We start from the raw sequence: 18,262 nt of genomic DNA on the forward strand, positions 1-18,262 counted from the left end.
CTAGGCCAAGGCGGGCACCACGTCGGTCTTGGAGAAGTCGTCCCCCACGAACAGCAGTGGTTCGTCCAAGGACGTCGCAAGCGCGTAGCTGAAGCAGTCGCCAAAGTTGAGGCGCGCGGGGTGGCCGGAGCCCTGCCCAAAGTCTTTGAATGCGCGATCGGCGATGGCCGCCTGGGCTGCAGTGAAGTCGACAATGGAGATGTTGTATCCCCGGAGCACGCGCTCAGCACGTGATTGGGCCACGGGATCTAGGGTTCGTCTCAGTACGGCGGTCAGTTCCACGCGCGTTGCGGCCGACATGACCATTGAGTCGGCGTACTCCAAGCACTCCTTGACTGCCGTTGCCGACGGTTCCTCCCGGAGAATCGCGATGACCCCAGATGTGTCGATCACCATACGGGTAGACCATTCGCGTCGTACATGTCGTCTTGAGCGGTGCGCAGCGCCTCACGCTCCCCAGGGGTGAGGCTTTCGTGCAGTTCGGCGAGGACGGGCTCCACGAGCGAGCGGCGACGCTGAGCTCTCGCTTCACGCGCGTCTTGCGAGTCATGCAGTTCGCGCAAGCGTGCCTCAAGCGCCTCTTCAATCGCGCTAGTAAGCGTCAGCCCGCGTACCTCGGCGAGTTCACGCGCGAGCGCTACGGTGCGCTCATTCTTGATATTGATGGCCACGGGTAGAAGTCTACCTTGGGCAAGGTAGAAAGGGTAGAAGCACCAAGACCAATACGGCCCGACGCTACGGCGGCTACCACCCCCGGCTCGCGATACGTTGTGGGCATGAAGCGAGAGACGGTGGCGGAGCACATCGTCGACGTCTTCGTCTACGTGGTGGTGCTCAACCTCGCCGCGCAGTTTGCGCCCAAGGTGATCACCGAAACCTTCTTGATGTCGCTCCTGGTAGCGGTGCTGCTGAAGCTGGTGCTCGAGGTGGTGGTGCTATTCAAGAAGCGCGCGCTCGCGCGAGTAGGGGGCGCCCCCACCCGCGCGGGCAAGGCCATCGGTGTGCTCACCCTGGTGGTGTTGATACCCGGCGCCAAGTTTGTGGTGCTGTGGCTCGTCGATGTGCTGTTCGGCGACGCCGTGAGCCTCGGCGGCTTCTGGCTGGTGACGGGGCTGATCATCACGCTCATGGCCGCGCGGGCGGGCGTGCGATGGCTGCTAACAAAAACTTGAGCCCCATCCACTCAAGTCTTATAATTGCGTCACGGAGCACACTCTGTTGTGCTTCGCCCGGAGGGTGAGCGCCCTCCGCGGCCACACGACTAAAGGAGGTCAGAGATGACTCGCGATGTACTGCGCCGTCCCGTTCCGGCCACTTCACCGTGGCAGAGTGATTTTCACCGCATCATGACCCAGTTCTTCGCGGACGAAGAGGCGCCGCTTACTGGAGCTTTCGCCCCTGCGCTGGACGTGGAGGAGACCGACGAAGGCTTCACGCTTCACGTGGAGCTCCCGGGTATTAGTCCGGACGACGTCAATCTGTCGATCGAGGAGAACGTGCTTACCATCGCAGGTGAGCGTGCCTTCTACTCGGACAAGACGACTGACGGATTCCGCAGGGTCGAGCGCCGGTTTGGGACGTTCCACCGCTCGGTACGGCTGCCGGACCGGGTTGACCCCGACGCCGTGACCGCAGCGTATGCGGACGGTATCGTCACCGTTACCGTCCCTAAGGCGGAGTCTGCGAAACCGCGACGCATCCAGGTGGAGGCTAAGTAGCCCGCTGTCGAGTGCGGCCGTCGAGAGGCGGCCGCACTCGGCGTGTGCGCACTCGACATCATGTGGTCGCTGTTGGCCTCGTCACGCAAAGTGGATTAGCGCGACCTTCGCGGGATAGCGTGTCTCGCGTGCGAGGGACCACGTGACGGAGAACAACAACGGGCCGACGCCGGGGCAACTTCCCTCTGCAGGTTGGCTTCCCGATCCCGCACGCACCGACCTGGAACGCTACTGGGATGGCAGCGCGTGGACGGGCCACGTGCGGGCCCGCTATATGGGCTATGGGCCTTCGGCACCCATCTACACGCAGCCCGCGAAGAAGCGTCGCGGCGGCCTGCGCGCCCTCGTGCTCACGGCCATCTTGGTGGCCCTTGTGGCCGTTGCCGGGCACCAGGGGATTCTGCCGGAGTGGGTGCCGTTCCGGGCCGCCCTTGTGGGCGGCCCGCCACCAACCCCGGAGGTGGCGTACCCCGTGATGGGGTCAGACGATCTGGTGAAGTACCTGGCAGCAAGCATGATTGACCAGAAGAAGTCCATTGATGTGACCTACTGGGCGAACGCCGAAGGAGTGGGCAGGGACGGCGTCTTCGACGCGGTCTCTGAGGCGGCGATCCAGAACCCGTATCTCTTTGTCCGCGGCTGGACGTACGTGACCTCGCTGTCCGGGGTGACCCTGCAGCCCGACTACGTGTATCCCAGAGCCGAGGCGCGCGAAAGGCAAGACGAGACGGCGGCTGCCGTGGCCGTCGGGCTGGAAGAGCTGGACCTGAGCCAAACCTCAAGCGACGCGGACAAGGCGCGCGCCATCCACGACTACGTGGCGAGCGTGGCCACCTATGACTACGAGGCGGCCGACGCGATTGGCGAGGGCGAGACGGACTCGACGCAAGTGGACCAGTCGCAAGAGGCGTACGGGATCCTCGTGGCGGGAACGGCCGTGTGCAACGGGTATGCGCAGGCGTTCCAGGCCCTCGCCTACGAGGTGGGGCTGCCCACCGTGGTGGTGACAGGCGAGGCCAACAGCGGGCTCACCGTGGGCGCGCACGCGTGGAACCGCGTGCTCGTGGACGGCGAATGGGACGTGGTGGACGTGACGTGGGACGACGTCGACGGCAGTTACGTGCGCCAGGACTATTTCCTGGTGCCGCCAGGAGATGAGAAGCTGGACTCGCGCACCCCTGACAAGGAATGGGTCGTGGACTCGGAGGCCGCCAACTACGGCGGATAGCAGGGGTGCGGCCCTAGATTGGGGCCATGACCACGCACGTGCTGGCGATAGACCAGGGGACCACGTCCACGCGCGCCATGATCTTCTCGCGTGACGGTTCCGTGGTGGCCAGTGCCCAGAAGGAGCACCGGCAGTTCACCCCTCACCCCGGCTGGGTGGAGCACGATCCGCTTGAGATATGGGACAACACTCGCGCGGTGATCGCCGAGGCGCTCTCCGCGGCCTCGCTCACCCACCGCGACATCGCGGCCGCAGGCATCACCAACCAGCGCGAGACCACGATCATCTGGTCCCGCGTCACCGGCGAGCCCGTCTATCCGGCGATCGTGTGGCAAGACACGCGCTCGCAAGACATCGTGGATCGCCTCGCACAGCCCGACGGCGTTGACCGGTTCCGCTCCACCACCGGTTTGCCTCTGGCCACCTACTTTGCTGGGACCAAGATCGCGTGGATCCTCGAGAACGTTGAGAGCGCGAGGGCGCGGGCCGAGGCGGGGGAGTTGCTGTTCGGCACCATCGACACGTGGCTGCTGTGGAACCTGACGGGCGGCGTGGACGGCGGGATGCACGTCACCGACGTCACGAATGCGTCCCGGACGCTGCTCATGGACTTGGAGACGTTGGAGTGGGCGCCGGAGCTGCTGGCGGCGTTCGACGTTCCGCGGGCGCTGCTGCCCACGATCCAGTCTTCATCCCAGGTATATGGGCATGCGAGCCCTCGCACCATGCTGGACGGAGTGCCGATCGCGGGCATCCTCGGCGATCAGCAGGCGGCCACGTTTGGCCAGGCCGCGTTCGACGTTGGCGACACCAAGTGCACCTACGGCACGGGCAACTTTGTGCTCGTCACCACGGGCGAGCGCGTGGTGCGGTCATCGCACGGACTGATCTCCACCGTGGGCTACAAACTGGGCGACGCTCCCGCCGTCTACGCCCTCGAGGGCTCCGTTGCCGTCACCGGATCCCTGGTGCAGTGGCTGCGCGACAACCTGGGCGCGATCACGTCGGCGCCAGACATCGAACGCGTCGCCGCCACCGTCGCCGACAACGGCGGGGTCTATTTTGTGCCGGCTTTTTCTGGCCTGTTCGCTCCGTACTGGAGGCCCGACGCTAGGGGCGCCTTGGTAGGCCTCACCCACTTCGCGAATCGTGGGCATTTGGCGAGGGCCGTACTCGAGGCGACCGCCTACCAAACTGCCGACGTGCTCGAGGCGGTGGCGGCGGATGTGGGGACGCGGCCGTCGGGCCTACGGGTGGACGGTGGCATGACGGCCAACGGGCTGCTGATGCAGTTTCAGGCGGACCTGCTGGGGATCGACGTGGTGCGGCCGCGCGTGCCGGAGACCACGGCGCTTGGCGCGGCCTATGCGGCGGGCCTGGCCGTGGGGTACTGGGGGTCGCTCGACGAGGTGCGCGCCAACTGGCGCGAGGCGGAGCGATGGTCGCCGACGATGCGGCGCGACGAAGCGGAGCGGCTGCTGCGCAACTGGCGCAAGGCTGTTGACAAGACGCTGGGGTGGGTGGACGAGGACGTGAGGTAGGGGCTGACGGGTGCGGCGCGGACTCGACCCGTACGATCGTGACCATGACTCTGCAGTGGCTCCCCGGCGATTTTGCTCACCCCCTGCGCGTCGAGGTGGCGCCCGGCGTCCACGTTCGCCCCATCTCGCCCGATGACACCGAGATCGACATGGTCGCCGTGATGGGGAACCGGGAGATGCTGTGGGCCAAGTATGGCGAGGAGTGGGGCTGGCCGCCCGAGGACATGACCGCGGACGAAGACCGCGCGGACCTCGACCGCCACGCACGCGAGATGGTCACGCACGAGTCGTTCAACTACGCGATCATGCCCGAGGACGAGAGCGCCATCTGGGGCTGCATCTACATTGACCCGCCGGAGCTGGACGTGGAGGCAGTGCCGCTCGAGGCAGAGGTCTCGTGGTGGGTTGTCGCCGAAGCGCCGACTGGGGTGGCCGACGCTTTGGCGGCTTTCGTGCCCGCTTGGCTTGAGCGTGACTGGCCCTTTGAGCAGGTGCGATACCCGTTTGGTGAGGTTCGCTGAGAGTTCGGCGGGTTGAGCGCTCAAGGCGACCACAGCGTCGGGCGGGCTGTGGCTGTTTCGCTGTTTTAAGGATTCCTAAAACAGCCAAACAGCACTAGGCCTCCCCGCGCCGCCGGTCATCGTTGCCGGCGGCGCGGCCGCGAGGGCTAGGCAGCCCTAGTTGCCCTTCACATTCACGAGCTGGTGCAGCGTGTGCCGGATCTCCACCAGGTCAGACGCATCCGCCATGACCTGGTCGATGTCCTTGTACGCCGCGGGGATCTCGTCGATGAAGGCCTCGGAGTCCCGGTACTCGATGCCCACCATCGACGCCCGCAGATCGTCAATCGTGAACGTTGCCCGAGCCCGGTTCCGCGAGTACTCACGCCCCGCCCCGTGAGGCGAGGAGTTCAGGGCCAAGGCGTTGCCCAGCCCCTGAACCACGTAGCTCGCAGTACCCATGGACCCCGGGATGAGGCCCCACTCGCCCTCGCGGGCCGAGATGGCGCCCTTCCGGGACAGCCACACGTCCTTGCCCCAGTGCTTCTCCTGCTGGGTGAAGTTGTGGTGGCAGTTGATCCGCATGGCCTCGTCCACGTGGACCTCGGAACCCGTAGCAGCAGTCATCCACCGCTCGAACTGGTCCACGACCCGGTCCATCATCTCCTCCCGGTTTGCCAGGGCAAACGCCTGGGCCCAGGTGAGGTCGGCGATGTACTCGTCGAACTCCTCCGTGCCCTCCACGAGGTAGGCGAGGTCCCTGTCAGGCAGCGTGATCCAGTACCGGCTCATCACCGTGTGCGCCACGGCGATGTGGTACGTCGCGAGCCGGTTTCCCACGCCCCGGGACCCGGAGTGCAGGAAGAACCAGATCCGGTCCTGCTCGTCGGCGCTCACCTCGATGAAGTGGTTGCCGGAGCCGAGCGAACCGAGCTGCATCGGCCACGAGCCGCTGAGCTTGTTGATCCGTGCCAGCTGCTCGGGGGTGGTCGCCGCCTCCAATGCGGCAACCCGGGCCTCGGCGCTCTCGCGCAGCTTCCGGTTCCGTCCGCCGGCGCTCAGGGGGATCGCCCGCTCGATCTGCTCGCGCAGCTCGGCGAGGTTCTTCCCCTCGAGGTCGGCCTTCGTGAACTGGCTCAGCACCGCGATCATGCCGCACCCGATGTCCACGCCAACGGCGGCCGGAATGATGGCTCCCAAGGTGGGAATCACCGAGCCGACCGTTGCGCCCTTACCCAAGTGAGCGTCGGGCATGAGGGCGAGGTGGGGGTAGACGAACGGCATGGACGAGGTGGTGACCGCCTGCTCCTTGGTCTGAGGGTCCAGGATGGACGCCCAGTTCAGAAGCCGAGCGTTCAGCTTCTCCATTGGTCTTTCCTTTCTGTGAGTTGGTGTGGTGTTCTCGTGGCGAGCAGGCGTGCGCGCGCACGAATGTGCAGCTTGAGTCTTGGTTGGCCGTAACGGCCCGACGCTGGCTGCACTCCCCGCGTTCGTGTGCGGGGAATCCTGTGGCCCGGTGGGGCGAGGAAGTGTGCTGGCTTAGCGCTGGGGGTGCGTTAGGCGACCGAGTTCGCTGGCTTTGCGCTCATTGACCTGGGTCAACTCAAAGCCCCACAAATCGAACTGCGGGTAGGCAGGCAGCAGTGGGCGCCTTGTGATCGGATCTATGGCCTTGATCACGGCGACTCCTTTCCTGCTGCTCTTGGTGTTGGCCGGAACTGTTCCGGCGCACGAGCATGGGACCGTACTCCTGTTTGGCGGGGAGGGCAAGGCTTCGCGCCGTGGGGCGTGTCTGAAGCAGGCGCTACGTTGTGGACATGACCGTCACACCGCGCGAACTTGCGCAGCAACTAGGCGTTGACCAGAAACGCATCCGTCGCGTCCTCCGGAAGCTATTTCGGCCCAATGGCGAGAACTCGCATGCTCGCTGGATTCTCGATGACGAAATGGTTGACCTCGTACGCAAGGAGTTAGGGAAGTGAGCGACACCCGAGACACCGCCAAGCGGAAGTACTACGCATCATTCGAAGCCGCGTTGGCGGACTCGAATGTGCCGCTTGAGAACGTTGATATTGCGCGACAGGTGGCAGCAGCGATTCCTCACGACACGGTCTACATCCCCCAACAGACCAAGGCGTATGTCGCACTTCGAACTGCTAGCGAACGCAGACTCTCCGCCACCATCTTGGCGGGCCACGCGTGGGTTCGGTCTGATCTCGCGCCCTTGCTCGGCGATCTTGCCGAGCATCAGGGCAATTGGTGGGGTGTTCCGTTCCCAGTGCGTCGCGAAGTCGAACGCGGTAGCGCGCGCGGAGCCGTGAGTCTCGCCGCACCAGTTTGCGGTGATTGCTTTGTCCAGTTGCCGGTGACAGGTATCTGCGACAACTGCGATGGCTAGGCCGATCCCTGCCGCGGCAGAGACACTGATCGGGTATCAAGCGCGAGTCGAGTGGATGGGTCGCGAGATCCTCACGCTTGCCGATCTGTGGCCCCGTGAGGTGAGGGCCGCCATCGTGGGCCTCAACCCGGCTCCGCCAAGCGTTGCGGCAGGGCACTATTACCAGGGCAGACTGGGTCTGCCGCAGATGCGGCGCCTGGCTGCGGTCGGCGTATTTGACCTGGCGGATGACGCGCGGACGTATGAGGTTCAAGCCCTCAATGCTGGCGTGGGGCTTACCGACCTCGTCAAGCGACCAACGGTGGGCGAAAAGGATCTGGCTCCCGCGGAGATCGAATACGGACGCGCGATCTTGCTGGAGAAGCTCGCCGTTCACCGGCCTCCAGTCGTGATCTGCGTTTTCCGCCACGTTGTGCGCGCCCTGCTTGGGGCAGAGGGTGCGCCGGGGATCCAACCGAACTCGACGCCCTGGGGCGGAAGCGTCTTTCGCATGCCCGGGCCGTTTTCCCCGAAGGAGGCGGTGGCGCCGGTTATGGCAGAACTCCGCGAGGTTCTCAGCCATCCATAGTCGCGCAGCATCCGGCTTTGCTCGCGCGACCGGTCGACCGCGCGTGATTATTTGGCGGCAAGGAGCTTAATGACCCGACTCCCAGACCTGGCGTTGGCGGAGCAGGGCGAAGACGGCGTTGATGGTGGGCTGGTCGACCACTCCCTCGCTCAGGGCGATCGCCTCGACGACATAAGCGGTCCGGTCTACGACGACGTCTTCTGGCTCGCGGACCACGTGGAAGTCGCTGTAGCTCGTGAGGTCGAGGGCGACGGCGGGATGCACGGGTACGTCGAAACCGTGCGCCTTCAAGACGCGGGATACGTACGCCGCCTCCCGGCGGGCGGCAGGCACGTGGTCAACGAAGGAGCGGCCGACGCTCATGCGATCGCCGATCACCTTGATTGGGAGGTTGCCGTGGGCCTTGGCATTGACTGTCCACACGCCGCCGGAACCGATGAGGAGGTGGTCGATGTCGGCGCGGCCGCCGTAGAGCGGTATGGCGTGGAGAACGCCCCAGCCGCGCTTGTGTAGTTCGTTGAGCTTGACGCCAATGCGGAGTTCTCCGGTGTTGCCCTTGAGGTACTGATCTCGCTGGTAAACGGCGTTCTCGCGCATGTCGTAGATAGTCCGAATGTCTTCGTCGAGAGCGTCGATTTCTGCCTGCCAGGCAGCGGCGAGAGCCTTGGTGTTGTGGCCCGGGATGTGGGTGGCGAGGTCGTCGGCGGGGTAGAAGAGCGCCCAAGCGGTAAACGCGGCCTCGACGCGCGCCTCGCTGCCCGGGATCTGGATGGTGGTCTCGCCGGTGGCTGTGTCCGCCCAGCCGTAGGTGAGCCCTTCTGAGTCTTCGACGTACAGGCGGTCCATGGCTCCCTTGCGATATCGACGCACCCTTGGGAGTTCCACGGAGACAGCATCGGCCCCGTGGATGCGCGCTTCAAGCGAGTGTGGCGAGGTTCACGTGACTAGAACTCTTCGAGCTTGCTGACGCGCGTGATAGTTGACGCGAGCTCGGCAAACGTCACTGCCTCACCGAAGGGAGATCCGATCAAAGCGGCAACACCAATTGAATGCTGGCTGCGCTCACGCGCGTTGAGCCAACTCGTAGGAACCACCCAAAACGACCACTGGGTTAGGTCCAGGGGATTCAGCGTCCCTTGATCGAGGTGATGAAGGAGCGCGAAGACCCAAACCTGAGAACGTCGGCTCACCACGGGTGTCTCGCCGAGGACGACGGTGGGGCTCGCTGTGGGTCTCACCAGAAAGTTGATCCTAGACAGCGCTCTCTGGTCCCATGCTTGGAGGTACGCGGCGGACTTGACCTCGATGGTGACGCCCGCTGGGTCGACTACGTCGTACGGTGCCCACGGATCTCTAGGTACCGTCGTCGAGCCCACTGCGAGCGCGACCAGGTACTCGGCCAGCACACCACGTGAGACATTCCCTACGAGGTCCGAGTTCGCCCATCGCCAGTAGTCGAGAACGGTCGCGGCCTGGTCCGCAGTGCCCTGGAATTGTTCGTCGCCCCCGAGGGGACGTACAGGGATCGCGGGGTACGGCGGTGGCAAGTCAGGCCCGGGGGTCATCTTCGACGACAGTCCAGACCTGTGTCAGAGGGATCGCGTCACGAATCGCGGCCGGCAAATCCGAATACACGGAGATGAGTTCGCGGATGAGGTCGTCCGCATCCCAGAGGCGGATCTGGAAGAACGTCCTGCGCTCCTCGAGTCTCACCGTTCTCCTATAGCCGCCCCACGCCACGAAAAGACCGTGCGTCGCGCCATGCGAATGCATCGTGCCCTGGAGATCGCGAAGCATTGGCGCGTCGGCCTCGCCGGTCTTGACCTGAACGCAAATGCGCGGCTCGCCGAAGCCCATCGGGGGTGCGCCAGCGAGAATATCCACGCCGCCATCCGGGCCCGCGGGCGAGACGATCGTGTGGTACCCGCTCGCCTGCAAGACTGCATTGACGAGGGCAGTGAGCTCGTGGCCAGCGAAGTTGCGCGAAATGATCGATGCGATTCGGTCTCGTCCATATTGCTCGAGGTCGAAGGAAACCGCCGGATCGGTGTCATCGTCTGGCGCCTCCGACACCCTTCCAGGGACGCTCGGAGCCTCGCCCATACCGGGGTCGGGTTGTCCGGCCATAATCCGCGCGATTCGCTTGTCCGCGTCGTTTCGCTGTACTTGGCAGACCGTCAAGAATGCACCGAGCGTGTAGAGGAGATCTTGTCCGAAAGCATTGCGCGGCACGGCGTCGCGGACCCAGCGCACACGCCGACGGTGCCTGACACCAGGAGCGGCATTCGGGTCGTACTCGTAGTCGCCAACCACTTCTCCGAGTGCTACGGCGGCAACTGATCGCAGCGGCAGAGTGACGGTGTCGCCCTTCTGGATCTTGTGCACGAACGTCCAAACTTGGTTCGCATGTGTACGCACCGCGGCCTCGTTCGAGTGGCCTGCGTCGCGCAGCGCCTGACTCAGTTCGGCTTTTGACGTGAACTGTCGGAGATCCGGCAACTCGTGCCAGCCGATCACGGCGTATCCACTCTCGAGTGCAAAGTCCTCGTTAGCCCCGTCGCGCCCAGCGCGTACAAGCCAGGTAGCCATCACCCCTCCTAGGTCTCGCTAGCACCTTAGCGCCCGCGCGATGCAGCTGACTGGGAGGCGCGAGGATCGGTTGAAGTTACTTCACCTGATCTGGACTTCCTGCAGGTCAACGTCTCAGTGAGCCGACCGCAGCGCCCTTACCCAGGTGAGCGTCGGGCATGAGGGCGAGGTGGGGGTAGATGAACGGCATGGACGAGGTGGTGACCGCCTGCTCCTTGGTCTGGGGGTCCAGGATGGACGCCCAGTTCAGAAGCCGAGCGTTCAGCTTCTCCATGAGAGTTTCCTTTCTGTGAGTGGTGGTGTGGTGGGGGTGTCGTGCTCGGTTCCGTTGGGGGAGCCGGCCCGACGCCGTGGCGAGCAGGCGTGCGCGCGCACGGGTGTGCGGGGTCGCTTTTGGCTGCAAATAGCAGGGGTGACGGCGCCCCACTCCCACGGGTGGTGTGGGAATTCTGGTGGCGGGGTCTAGTGCTTGCGCAGCTCTAGGTAGGCCCTGGGTTCTGGCCGCAAGCAGCTATCCAGGGCAGGCAGAAGCGGGCGCTGCGTGTTGGCGGTCGCTTTGGCGAGGGTGCTAAACACGTGCGGCTCCTTTCTTCTGCTCGTTGTGCGGTTCCGGGAGATTCGGCGCACGAGCATGGGACCGTACACCCTGGTAGCGGGGGAGGGCAAGGGTTGTGGGTGTGTCCGGAGCACCTTCGCGCAAGGCTGCGACTCCATCCGTCCAGAAGAATCCGCGTGGCGTCGAAGTCAGCCCTGGGTCGGGCGCGCAGTTGCGGGTCGGACCGTGCTGGGGGTATCACGATGTTTGCTGGTAAGCGGCCGTATAGTGACCGTTGTCGGCAAACAAGTTCGACGTTAGCACTTGCGAGGTCACCAGCGCCTCGATGCGCTAGTTGTAGATCGACTGGGCAATACTGCGTGAAAGGCGGCGGCCTCGATGGCTCCTACTCTCTATCGCGATACCGGGTACTCGCTAAACCACCTTGTTGGCGACATCGAACACGGCAACATTGCTCTGCCGGACATACAGCGACCATTTGTTTGGTCCTCGGCAAAGACACGGGATCTCTTCGATTCGCTCTATCGGGGCTACCCCGTCGGAACGCTCATGTTCTGGGAAACGGGCGCTGAGGTTGGCACGCGACAAGTTGGTGGGGGCGACAGTGACAAGGTCGCGAAGTTGCTTATCGTCGACGGACAGCAACGTCTCACGTCGTTGTATGCGGTGTTGACGGGTACCTCTGTACTTACGAAGTCCTTCGAGGAGAAGCACATTAGGGTCGCCTTTCGTCCCGCGGACGAAACGTTCGAAGTGACGGATGCGGCGATCGAGAAGGATCCAGAGTTCCTGCCTGATATCACTGCGCTGTGGCGCGACGGGTATCGCCCGACAATCAGGAAGTTCTTCTCGCGACTTGCGGACAGTCGCCGCACAGATCTCTCTCAGGAGGAAGAGGACACGCTTGAAGACAGGATCGACCGCGTCTACGACCTGCAGAACTTCAGGTTTCAGGTCATCGAGTTGAACGCAGGCGCGGACGAGGAGCAAGTCGCGGACGTCTTTGTTCGGATCAATTCCGAAGGCGTGCAACTCAAGCAGTCCGACTTCATTCTGACCCTCATGTCCGTTCACTGGGAAGCGGGGCGGAGGGAACTTGAGCACTTCTGCAGAAGCGCGGTTGACCCTGCCGTTCAAGGAGCGTCGTCGAAAAACCCCTTCATTGATCCGAGCCCGGACCAACTCCTCCGCGCGAGTGTCGGACTCGCCTTCCGTCGCGGTCGACTTCAACATGTGTACAACATCTTGCGCGGCAAGGACCTCGAGTCGGGAGACGTGTCCGCTGAGCGTCGTGCCGACCAGTTTGCGGAACTTGCGCGCGCTCAAGCCGAGGTGGTGGACCTATCGAACTGGCACGAGTTCTTGAAGTGCTTGACTTACGCCGGTTTCCGCACACGCCGAATGCTGACGTCGGAGAACGCTCTCATCTACACGTACGTTCTTTGGCTCATCGGCAAGCGCGACTTCGGCTTGGACCGCAAGGTGCTTCGGTCTGTCATCGCGCGATGGTTCTTCATGGCGCACACGACGGGCCGCTACACGTCTTCGCCCGAGAGCGCGATCGAAGCAGATCTTGGTCGAATCGCGGATCTAGAGCCGGGTGACGCCGACGCGTTCTGTGACGAGCTCGACCGAATCGTGCGCTCGAATTTCACTGGAGACTACTGGGAGATCTCCTTGCCGAACCGCCTGGACACGTCGTCAGCGCGGTCGCCGGTCCTGTTCGCATACTGGGCGGCCCTGAATCTTCTGGATGCGGAGCTCTTGTTCAGCGACCTCCGCATTCGCGAGATCCTCGACCCGAGCCTCGCGGCTCCGCGTTCGATCGAACGGCATCACCTCTTCCCCAAGGCGCACCTCGCAGGTGTAGGGATCAAGAACTCGAGGCAAGTCAATGCGATCGCAAACATGGCGTTCCTCGACTGGCCAGACAACTTGGAGATCAGTTCGAACGACCCCAAGGACTACTGGCCCGTCCTAGTGGATGCGCTCGATCCCGAGCGCCTCAAGAGGCAGGCGTATTGGCACGCGCTGCCAGTTGGCTGGGAGCAACTCGACTATCCGACGTTCCTCGAACGCAGACGCGGACTCATAGCGAAGGTCGTCAGGGATGGCTTCGCGCGACTGCAGGAGGGCGCGGCCGCGGCCGTGGGGGGCACAACACTCGGTGACATGCTCGCTGTCGGAGAGTCGCAAACCGTCGAGTACAAGTCGACCGCACGTTGGAACGTTCGCGCTGGCGTGGCTGACAAAAGGATGGAGCACGTGATCACGAAGACGGTCTGTGGGTTCCTCAATGCCGAAGGCGGAACGCTCCTCATCGGTGTTGATGACGATGCGCACGTCCTCGGGCTCGACGACGACTTCAAAACGCTGGGCGCGAAGGGGAACCGAGACGGATTCGAACTATTCCTTCGGCAACTCCTCGATAGCAACTTGTCAATCCAGACCGCTGGCGTCGTGCGCATTCGCTTCGAACGGGCTGGCGACGCGGACGTGTGCGTGGTTGCTGCCGCTGCTGCAGGCAAGCCGGTATTCGCGAAAGCATTCGAGGGAGGGGCCGGCGCTACCGAATTTTGGGTCCGGATAGGCAATGCAACCAAACAGCTGCACGGCGATGACATGGTTGGCTACCAGGGAGAACACTGGGGCTGAGGAGCGCCGAGTGGTGCGCCGTCGAAAGTAGCCGGGCTCTCTCAGGACTCGCACATATCGCGGCGAGTGCCGATACCTCACAACGCAGCGCGTCGCGCTAGGGGCCGTGTGCCGGTCCAACGGGATTCGGCCACGTCCGAGGGCGGTGCGATCGCCCGAGTGGGGACGCCTTGCAGGCGCCCTGGCTACCTTGGACTTGTTCCGACGACCACACTGTCTGGTTCGCCTGCGGGAGGTGATGCGCCGCGGCGGCACCGCGTTCGCGAGCTCGATCTGCACTTGGAAGTGCCAGAATTCATTGGCATGAGCGAGAGCCACGACGCCGAGACTCCTGGCGACGACAAAGACCAAGACTCGGCGGCGGCGGAACGCGCGTACCACCAGGCGTCCCGTGAGTGGCGTGCATCGCTCATCGACGTCAGCGCAAACAACAGGCTCCTCTACTTTCGACCGACTCAGTCCACGCTGAGCTTGAGGGACGTGCCACGCGGTGCGCTGGACAAACTTCTGACCGGAAGTACGGTGCGACTCTCCGAGCTGTTCCCGGACCCTTCGCGTCTTGAGACGGCCCAGAGAGCTTGCAAGTTGCTTGCGCAGAAGCAGCGCGAGGCTCGCGAAGAGTACGGCGTGTCGGTGGCGTATCTGGCGGTGGGTCTAGCGTCGTGGGACCCGGTTGCAAGCGATGCGATCGTTGCTGCAGAGTCCGAGGATCTGGACCAGCCCAAGCGCGCCATTGGAGCCCGGCGGCCACAAGCCCCGGTGTTCATGCGACCCGTTGAGGTGGCGGTTCGGCGTGGCGCTCAGACTGCTTGGGAGCTGACGCTCGATGATGACTTCCAACTGAACGGCGTCTTCCAGCACGTCATGAACGCTGACCGCGTGAGGCTTCCAGAGGACGACGATTTTGGACTGGGGGCGGGGTCTCTCGGCGAGATCTCCCAGGCGTTGGGGAGCGTCCAGCGCGCCTGCGCGGACATTAGCGACTTCGAGGTCGCCGACGACCTGATCCTCGGTGCCTTCAGTTACCTCAAGCAGCCGATGGTGAGCGATGTGGACGACATCACCGCCATTGCGGTGTCGGATCTTGTCGCAGCACTCGCAGGAGACCGCGAGGCAGCCACGCGGGTGCGGGCTCAGGTGGGCGACGTGAGCGAGCGGCAGCCGGACTACGCGCCCGTGGACTCCGAGTTCTTGGTGGTCGACGCCGATGCAAGCCAAAGCTACGTGGTCAATGCAACCCTCGCGGGTCGCAACCTCGTTGTCCAAGGACCTCCGGGAACCGGCAAGAGCCAAACGATCGCCAACCTCATCGCTGGCCTCGTAGCGTCGGGCAAATCTGTGCTCTTTGTCGCCCAGAAACGAGCGGCGATCTCCGCAGTGCTCGACCGCTTGGATCACGTGGGCCTGGCGCACCTCATCCTCGACATGTTCGCGTCGACTGGTTCACGCCGCTACATCGCGGAGCAGCTGCAGCGCGTCCTGGAACACCAACGGACCGTGGGAGTACCGGATGTCGCAGCCCTCGAGTGGGCGCTTGATGCTTCGCGTCGGCGTCTGGTTGAGCACCACGATGCTCTCCACTCGCCCACGCATGCATGGGGCTTGTCTATTCACGACCTCCGCGTGCGGAGCAGCGCCGTTCCCGTGGGTGCGCGGGTGCACCTACGCCTCCCGTCATCGCTCTTTGACCAGTGGGAGCCAACATCGCTCAATGAGTACGAGCAAGCGGTGGATGAGCTTGCGCGGATCGGGTACTTCTCGCCCGGCTGGCAAAGACCGGGAGGGTGGCGGCCGCACACTTTGGCCACCACTGAGCACCTGGTGTGGGCCGACGGTGTGGTTCAGCGGGTTGGCTCTGTTGAGTTGCCGCGCATCACCCAAGACCTGGCTAGGTGCGCGTCGGCGTTGTGCTTTGAGACGCCCACTACGTGGGACGAGGCGCGCGGTCTTGTGGCGCTCAATGAGCAGTTGCAGGGGCTAGTCGCCGCGGCTCCCGCGCTGTACTCGCCGCAGGTCTCCGACGCTGTTGTGGCCCGGTACGCGGCGGCCTCTGACAAGGCTCTTGGCCGACGCCTGGGTGCGGATCTATCGTGGCGAGAGCGGCGCGCTGCCCGCAAGGAGTGCGCGGCGCTCGTCGCTGGGCCAGGCTTGCACGACCCGCGCCGACTGGCGGTGGCGGCGTACGAGCACCGCGCTCGCGGCGCAAGCACAGGCGCGATCCCTACGCCGATCGCTGTGCAGGGGCTCGCTGAGGCAATCCAGAACACGATCGAGGCCTTGACGCAGCTGGAGCCTTACGTGGCTCGGCCACTGGCCACCGTTCCCATCGCTGAGATCGGGCCGATCTTGAAGGAACTCCAGCAGGATCAGCGGCGGCTGCAAATGCCGCGTGCGAATGAGTTGGCTTTGCGGCTGGGGCAGGCGGGTCTGCAACCGCTAGTTGACCTGCTTGTGCGGAGCGGGCGCGAGGAGGATGCGCCTGGGGCCGTCGCACCGAATGCGGTTGCCCCCAGCGCCACTCTCCGGTGGGTGGTGTTGCGGTCCATCCTCGATGCCGCGCAGGTGGCGGACTACCGCATCGGCGCGTCAACTGGTGCCGCGCTGAACGCGGCCACCGCCGAGTTTCAGGCAAACGACCACGAGCACCTCGCCGCAAATGTGGCGCGCATCAAGCGCGCGCAAGCGGAGCGCCTTAAGGCGGCGTTTGACACTTATCCCGAGGAGCATCAGGTGCTCAAGGCGGAAGTCTCGAGAAAGCGCAACTTCCGTCCGATCAGGCGGTTGTTCACTGATGCGCCGCATGTGCTGCAGGCGGCTAAGCCCGTGTGGGCGATGAGCCCGTTGCAGGTCTCGCGCTTCCTCCCGCTGGAGCAGTGCTTCGACGTGGTCATCTTTGATGAAGCGAGCCAGGTGCGCCCGGCGGATGCGATCCCGTCTCTTATTCGTGGGCGACAGGCCGTTGTTGCGGGTGACACCAGGCAGTTGCCGCCTACGGAGTTCTTCGCGAAAGTGCTCGAGGAGTCCGAAGTCTCGCTTGACGAAGTCGACGACGAGTCGATGGATCTCGACGCCGCGCCATCCGCGGCCGCACCGCGCGTCAACGCTGAGAGCTTCACTCGGGACGCGGAGAGCATCCTCTTTGCGATGGACCGCCTCTTGGCTGGGCAGTCGCGGCGGTTGCTGTGGCATTACCGTTCGCGCGATGAGCGGCTGATCTCGGTCTCCAACGCGGGCGTCTACGACCACTCCTTGACCACGTTCCCGGCGGCGGACGCCACCGACGTGGTGCGGCACGTGGTGGTGCCCTATTCGCCGGGGGTCAAAGGCACCGCGAACAGTCCCGATGCCGAGGTGCGCGCCGTCGTGGACCTTGTCAAGGAGCACCTGGTTGCGTACCCGGATCAATCTCTGGGGGTGATCACGTTTGGCGTTGCTCATCAGCGCCGAATCGAAGACGCCCTTGAGGCCGCAGCGACGCAAGACGTCACGCTGCGCACCTTCCTAGACAGTGATGGACACGAAGACTTCTTCGTCAAGTCGATCGAGCGTGTTCAAGGCGATGAGCGTGACCGCGTGATCCTCACCATGGGTTACGGCAAGGGCGCGGATGGCCGCGTGCGCCTGTTCTGGGGTCCGCTCCTGAAGGAGGGCGGCGAGCGGCGGCTCAACGTGGCAATCAGCAGAGCTCGCCGGCACATGACGCTCGTCACGAGCTTTGATGCTGATGACATTGCTCCCGACGCGCATCCGTCTGCGGGCTTCCGGCTCATGGTGCAGTATGTGCGGTTCATGGCCAGCGGAGGTCGCGACCTCACCACGCTGCCCACCCGAGAAGTGGAGCTCAACGCGTTCGAGGTAGACGTGCGAGATCGGCTCCAGGCGGTGGGGCTCCAACTGGACTGCCAGGTGGGGGTAGCGGGATACCGCATCGACTTTGCAGTGAGGCATCCAGAGAAGCCTGGTCGCCACGTGCTCGCGATCGAAGCCGACGGCGCGTCCTACCACTCCGGCCACATCGCGCGCGAGCGCGACCGACTGCGGCAGACCCTTCTGGAGTCTCGAGGGTGGAAGTTTGTGCGCATCTGGAGCACAGACTGGTTCAACGACGCGGATGCGGAGGTAGAGCGCGTGCGCCAAGAGTTCCTGCGCACGATGCGGGAACTCGAGACCGACGAGGCGATCGAAGACGACGCGCCGGACGTGGAGCCCGCGAAGTGGCACTCCGCGGTCGCTGACGCGCCTATCGAAAAGCCATCCGTGTACCCGGGTTTGCCCATCGGCGAGTACGACCACGCCGAGTTGGTGTCGCTGGTCCGCTACGTGCGCCGAGACCGGGTGCTGCGCAGTCGCGACGCGGAATTTGACCTACTGATGGCGGAACTGGGGTTTGCCCGAAAGGGAAACCGCATTGTTGCCGCACTGACCGCGGCGCTCGAAGATCCCGCGGCCATCGTCCAGTAGCTGGACTGTGGCATTGCTCACGGAGGATCCCAGGAATCCGGGTGACGC

16 protein-coding genes and 1 pseudogene are annotated in these 18,262 nt (G+C 64.2%); 10 read left to right on the forward strand and 7 right to left on the reverse strand.

Annotated features, from left to right (window positions below; genetic code table 11):
- Both QM618_RS05005 and QM618_RS05010 read right to left on the reverse strand, forming a co-directional pair.
- Complete coding sequence (locus tag QM618_RS05005) at positions 1-396, reverse strand: type II toxin-antitoxin system VapC family toxin (RefSeq protein ID WP_428095364.1); 396 nt, start codon at positions 394-396, stop codon at positions 1-3.
- Positions 390-671: a type II toxin-antitoxin system VapB family antitoxin gene (locus QM618_RS05010; protein ID WP_428095365.1), complete on the reverse strand. Its 282-nt coding sequence runs from the start codon at positions 669-671 to the stop codon at positions 390-392. The genes QM618_RS05005 and QM618_RS05010 overlap by 7 nt, the downstream gene beginning before the upstream one ends.
- Positions 672-776: 105 nt before the next feature.
- Between QM618_RS05010 and QM618_RS05015 the strand changes: the two genes are divergently transcribed.
- From QM618_RS05015 to QM618_RS05035, 5 genes are all read left to right on the forward strand, one after another.
- On the forward strand, positions 777-1,172 hold the full coding sequence (locus QM618_RS05015; protein ID WP_428095366.1) for a hypothetical protein: 396 nt from the start codon (positions 777-779) through the stop codon (positions 1,170-1,172).
- A gap of 105 nt (positions 1,173-1,277) precedes the next feature.
- Positions 1,278-1,718 carry an Hsp20/alpha crystallin family protein gene (locus tag QM618_RS05020; protein WP_428095367.1) on the forward strand — a complete coding sequence of 147 codons (441 nt, stop codon included), beginning with the start codon at positions 1,278-1,280 and terminating at the stop codon, positions 1,716-1,718.
- Positions 1,719-1,860: 142 nt separating this feature from the next.
- Positions 1,861-2,946, forward strand: coding sequence for a transglutaminase domain-containing protein (locus QM618_RS05025; RefSeq protein WP_428095368.1), 1,086 nt, complete (start codon positions 1,861-1,863; stop codon positions 2,944-2,946).
- Positions 2,947-2,972: 26 nt separating this feature from the next.
- Positions 2,973-4,487, forward strand: coding sequence for a glycerol kinase GlpK (glpK, locus tag QM618_RS05030; protein WP_428095369.1), 1,515 nt, complete (start codon positions 2,973-2,975; stop codon positions 4,485-4,487).
- A gap of 44 nt (positions 4,488-4,531) precedes the next feature.
- Positions 4,532-5,008 carry a GNAT family N-acetyltransferase gene (locus tag QM618_RS05035; protein ID WP_428095370.1) on the forward strand — a complete coding sequence of 159 codons (477 nt, stop codon included), beginning with the start codon at positions 4,532-4,534 and terminating at the stop codon, positions 5,006-5,008.
- Between the two features lie 156 nt (positions 5,009-5,164).
- Here QM618_RS05035 and QM618_RS05040 read toward each other — a convergent pair whose 3' ends face one another.
- Complete coding sequence (locus QM618_RS05040) at positions 5,165-6,355, reverse strand: RtcB family protein (protein ID WP_428095371.1); 1,191 nt, start codon at positions 6,353-6,355, stop codon at positions 5,165-5,167.
- A gap of 449 nt (positions 6,356-6,804) precedes the next feature.
- Between QM618_RS05040 and QM618_RS05045 the strand changes: the two genes are divergently transcribed.
- The 3 genes from QM618_RS05045 to QM618_RS05055 are packed head-to-tail and all read left to right on the forward strand — an operon-like array spanning position 6,805 to position 7,953.
- Complete coding sequence (locus tag QM618_RS05045; RefSeq protein ID WP_428095372.1) at positions 6,805-6,969, forward strand: hypothetical protein; 165 nt, start codon at positions 6,805-6,807, stop codon at positions 6,967-6,969.
- Positions 6,966-7,385 carry a hypothetical protein gene (locus QM618_RS05050; RefSeq protein ID WP_428095373.1) on the forward strand — a complete coding sequence of 140 codons (420 nt, stop codon included), beginning with the start codon at positions 6,966-6,968 and terminating at the stop codon, positions 7,383-7,385. Before QM618_RS05045 ends, QM618_RS05050 begins: the two co-directional genes overlap by 4 nt.
- Complete coding sequence (locus QM618_RS05055) at positions 7,378-7,953, forward strand: uracil-DNA glycosylase family protein (RefSeq protein WP_428095374.1); 576 nt, start codon at positions 7,378-7,380, stop codon at positions 7,951-7,953. The genes QM618_RS05050 and QM618_RS05055 overlap by 8 nt, the downstream gene beginning before the upstream one ends.
- A gap of 66 nt (positions 7,954-8,019) precedes the next feature.
- Here the strand turns inward: QM618_RS05055 and QM618_RS05060 are convergent, their stop codons facing one another.
- The 4 genes and pseudogenes from QM618_RS05060 to QM618_RS05075 form a co-directional block, all read right to left on the reverse strand.
- Positions 8,020-8,799 carry a nuclease-related domain-containing protein gene (locus tag QM618_RS05060; protein WP_428095375.1) on the reverse strand — a complete coding sequence of 260 codons (780 nt, stop codon included), beginning with the start codon at positions 8,797-8,799 and terminating at the stop codon, positions 8,020-8,022.
- A gap of 98 nt (positions 8,800-8,897) precedes the next feature.
- Positions 8,898-9,359, reverse strand: a complete 462-nt coding sequence (locus tag QM618_RS05065) for a hypothetical protein (RefSeq protein ID WP_428095376.1) — start codon at positions 9,357-9,359, stop codon at positions 8,898-8,900.
- Positions 9,360-9,501: 142 nt separating this feature from the next.
- Positions 9,502-10,542 (reverse strand): restriction endonuclease, encoded by a 1,041-nt coding sequence (locus QM618_RS05070; protein WP_428095377.1) that lies wholly within the window; start codon positions 10,540-10,542, stop codon positions 9,502-9,504.
- A gap of 115 nt (positions 10,543-10,657) precedes the next feature.
- Positions 10,658-10,816 (reverse strand): annotated as a pseudogene (locus QM618_RS05075) (RtcB family protein); the annotation flags it as partial.
- A gap of 660 nt (positions 10,817-11,476) precedes the next feature.
- Here QM618_RS05075 and QM618_RS05080 point away from each other — a divergent pair.
- On the forward strand, positions 11,477-13,753 hold the full coding sequence (locus QM618_RS05080) for a GmrSD restriction endonuclease domain-containing protein (RefSeq protein WP_428095378.1): 2,277 nt from the start codon (positions 11,477-11,479) through the stop codon (positions 13,751-13,753).
- 303 nt (positions 13,754-14,056) lie between these two features.
- Positions 14,057-18,214, forward strand: a complete 4,158-nt coding sequence (locus tag QM618_RS05085) for an AAA domain-containing protein (protein ID WP_428095379.1) — start codon at positions 14,057-14,059, stop codon at positions 18,212-18,214.
- The last annotated feature ends 48 nt before the right edge of the window (positions 18,215-18,262 follow it).

Source organism: Demequina sp., assembly GCF_049841215.1.
GTDB lineage: Bacteria > Actinomycetota > Actinomycetes > Actinomycetales > Demequinaceae > Demequina.

What these genes read in the sequence shown, in the direction of transcription:
- QM618_RS05015 (WP_428095366.1), top strand. Translation starts at nt 777, where the DNA reads ATGAAGCGAGAGACGGTGGCGGAGCACATCGTCGACGTCTTCGTCTAC.
- QM618_RS05070 (WP_428095377.1), bottom strand. Translation starts at nt 10,542, where the DNA reads ATGGCTACCTGGCTTGTACGCGCTGGGCGCGACGGGGCTAACGAGGAC.
- QM618_RS05045 (WP_428095372.1), top strand. Translation starts at nt 6,805, where the DNA reads ATGACCGTCACACCGCGCGAACTTGCGCAGCAACTAGGCGTTGACCAG.
- QM618_RS05055 (WP_428095374.1), top strand. Translation starts at nt 7,378, where the DNA reads ATGGCTAGGCCGATCCCTGCCGCGGCAGAGACACTGATCGGGTATCAA.
- QM618_RS05080 (WP_428095378.1), top strand. Translation starts at nt 11,477, where the DNA reads ATGGCTCCTACTCTCTATCGCGATACCGGGTACTCGCTAAACCACCTT.
- QM618_RS05085 (WP_428095379.1), top strand. Translation starts at nt 14,057, where the DNA reads ATGAGCGAGAGCCACGACGCCGAGACTCCTGGCGACGACAAAGACCAA.
- QM618_RS05040 (WP_428095371.1), bottom strand. Translation starts at nt 6,355, where the DNA reads ATGGAGAAGCTGAACGCTCGGCTTCTGAACTGGGCGTCCATCCTGGAC.
- QM618_RS05020 (WP_428095367.1), top strand. Translation starts at nt 1,278, where the DNA reads ATGACTCGCGATGTACTGCGCCGTCCCGTTCCGGCCACTTCACCGTGG.
- glpK (WP_428095369.1), top strand. Translation starts at nt 2,973, where the DNA reads ATGACCACGCACGTGCTGGCGATAGACCAGGGGACCACGTCCACGCGC.
- QM618_RS05035 (WP_428095370.1), top strand. Translation starts at nt 4,532, where the DNA reads ATGACTCTGCAGTGGCTCCCCGGCGATTTTGCTCACCCCCTGCGCGTC.
- QM618_RS05005 (WP_428095364.1), bottom strand. Translation starts at nt 396, where the DNA reads ATGGTGATCGACACATCTGGGGTCATCGCGATTCTCCGGGAGGAACCG.
- QM618_RS05060 (WP_428095375.1), bottom strand. Translation starts at nt 8,799, where the DNA reads ATGGACCGCCTGTACGTCGAAGACTCAGAAGGGCTCACCTACGGCTGG.